This window comes from Bacillus piscicola (assembly GCF_022458745.1).
Lineage (GTDB): Bacteria > Bacillota > Bacilli > Bacillales > Marinococcaceae > Alteribacillus_A > Alteribacillus_A piscicola.
Genome location: NZ_JAJJJF010000031.1, coordinates 1 through 2514 on the forward strand (window position 1 = coordinate 1; position 2514 = coordinate 2514).

General features: G+C 39.6%; 2 protein-coding genes. Both read left to right on the forward strand.

What is annotated here, in order from left to right; all coding sequences use genetic code 11:
- Positions 1-139: 139 nt before the first annotated feature.
- A complete protein-coding gene (gene istA, locus LOR49_RS17285) occupies positions 140-1678 on the forward strand; it encodes an IS21 family transposase (protein ID WP_240378207.1) in 1539 nt (512 codons plus the stop codon).
- Position 1679: 1 nt separating this feature from the next.
- Positions 1680-2453, forward strand: coding sequence for an IS21-like element helper ATPase IstB (gene istB, locus LOR49_RS17290; protein ID WP_240378209.1), 774 nt, complete (start codon positions 1680-1682; stop codon positions 2451-2453).
- Positions 2454-2514 lie beyond the last annotated feature (61 nt).

Below are 2514 nucleotides of genomic sequence, written 5' to 3' on the forward strand. Positions count from 1 at the left end.
TGTAACTGCTAAACTAGACCCAACAGTTTTCCAAAAATACGAGTAAACAGATTTCCACAAATAAGACTCAACAGTTTACTAATATTATATACCTTTCGGTATACTTAAGCGGAGTATGTCGAAAGGGAGGAAACAGGGAGTGGGAAAGTGGATGGTTTATCAAGAAGTACATCGTTTGAAGAATATGGGGTTCTCGAACAGTAAGATTGCGAAGAAATTAAAGATTTCTCGAAACAGGGTCATTGACTATTTGGGAATGACCCCAGATGAGTTCGCTGTGTTCATTGCATCCCTGCAAAACCGGACAAAGAAGCTAGACCCTTATCAACGTTACATCGTGACGTGGTTAAAGGAACATCCGGATATGACCAGTGCTCAAATATATGATTGGCTGCAGGAAAGATTAGATGTGCAGTCAGTGGCCGAGAACACGGTTCGAAATTATGTGAATGAGCTAAGAGACAGGTATCATCTGCCTAAAGTAACCGTGGAACGGATATATGGCACAGTAGAGGAACTCCCAATGGGAAGGCAGATGCAAGTGGATTTTGGAGAAATTCTTATCTACACGAATTCAGGGCAAAGAAAGAAGCTTTATGTAGCCGGATTTATCTTATCCCATTCAAGATTCAAATATGTAGAGTGGTTAGATCGCCCCTTCCGTACAGCTGACTTGATAAGGATGCAAGAAAATGCATTCCGATATTTTGGGGGTATGACGGAAGAGATTGTGTATGACCAAGATCGCTTATTGGCAGTCAGTGAGAATGCCGGAGATTTAATCCTAACGGAGTCCTTTACTAAATACCATGAAACCAGAAGGTTTAAGATATATCTGTGCAGAAAAAGCGATCCAGAGTCTAAGGGAAAAATCGAACAAGTAATAAAATATGTGAAGCACAACTTTGCGAAACACCGAATATTTGAGAGTTTGGAATCATGGCAGCATTCATGTCTGAAGTGGTTGAAGAGAACGGGGAACTATAAAATTCACCATAATATAAAGAAAAGACCTTTCGAAGTGCACGCCCTCGAAAAGCAGCATCTTCAAAAGGTTAATGGAAATTACATTTTCGAAAAAATATCAACTATAAATATAACAAGAAAAATTCATAAAGACAACGTTATTCGTTTTGAAGGAAATCGGTATAGTGTTCCGCTCGGAACATTTCAGAAGGGCGCGGAAAACATTGCTTACATATCCATAACTGGGGAGAAGTTAAGTATCTCTCTTCACCCAACTAGTAGTCCTATTGCCGTTCATCATTTATCAAAAGAAAAAGGAAACATTATTACAGAGCCCACTCATCGACAACGATCTCAAACCAAAAGAGATAAACTGGCAGAGCAAGTCATGGAACATTTAGCTGTCATGGAAGATTCAACTTGGCTTATCAAGGTTCTACAAGAGCATTATCCAAGGCATGTGATTGATCAATTAAAGATAGTGCTTAAAATTGCAGAGCAACATCCAGGCTATATCAATGATGCCGTAAAAGAAATGAAAAGACTTGGATTAACCAGTGCCAATGATTTAAGAGACATTGCAGTCTCATTGGAGATACAGAGCAACAAGAATGCAGGCAAAACAGAAGTGATGAATGAGAAATATAAAGACATCGCTGCCCCTGAACGCAATCAGGATGTCTACCTTCAAGTTCTTCAAGGAGATAGGTAGGATGACAGAATTTTATAGGGAACTTCAAAATAAGTGCAGCACACTCCGGTTAGCCGAAACAGCAAAAGAATTGCCCAATATGCTTAGAGAAGCAGAATCCAAGGGATGGACCTACTCTGAATTCATTAATCAACTATTGGGCTATGAGTTGGCTTGCCGTGAAGAAAAGAATCGTGCCAAGTTAATGAAATGGGCAGAGTTCCCGCAACAGCTAACACTGGACCAATTTAAATTGGAAGAGCAATCTGCGATTGGTGACAAGCAATTAAATGTGCTCAAGGAACTGTCTTGGATAGAAGAAAATTTCACATTAATTATGATGGGGCCACCTGGAGTGGGGAAAACTCATCTTTCCATAGGGCTGGGTATACATGCGGTCAATCAGGGATATCAGGTGTCTTTTGTGTCCATGGATCACTTAATCTACATACTCAAGACAAGAGAGTATATAAACAAGTCAAGAACAAGATACAAAAGAATTACTGAATCGGATTTGGTCATCATCGATGACCTCATGTATATGGCCTATGAAACCCAGGATGCCCAGCTGTTTTTTCAATTTATCTATGACATGTATGATAAAACAGCATTCGTGCTGACTTCTAACAAAGGGCCAAATGAATGGGGGAAGTTTCTTGGAGACACAACATTAACAACGGCGATCTTAGATCGCCTCCTCCACAGAAGTGAAATCATCACATTTGAGGAAAGCCAAGACAGTATCAGAATGAAATACAGACGGGCTTTATTTAAAGAAACAGGTGTTGAATCTTAATTGGGGAAAATCGTTGGATCTTAATTTTGGAGAATTGTTTAATTCTGCTTGACGGTTACAA

Coding starts and splice junctions, on each gene's coding strand:
- istB (WP_240378209.1), top strand. CDS start 1,680: ATGACAGAATTTTATAGGGAACTTCAAAATAAGTGCAGCACACTCCGG.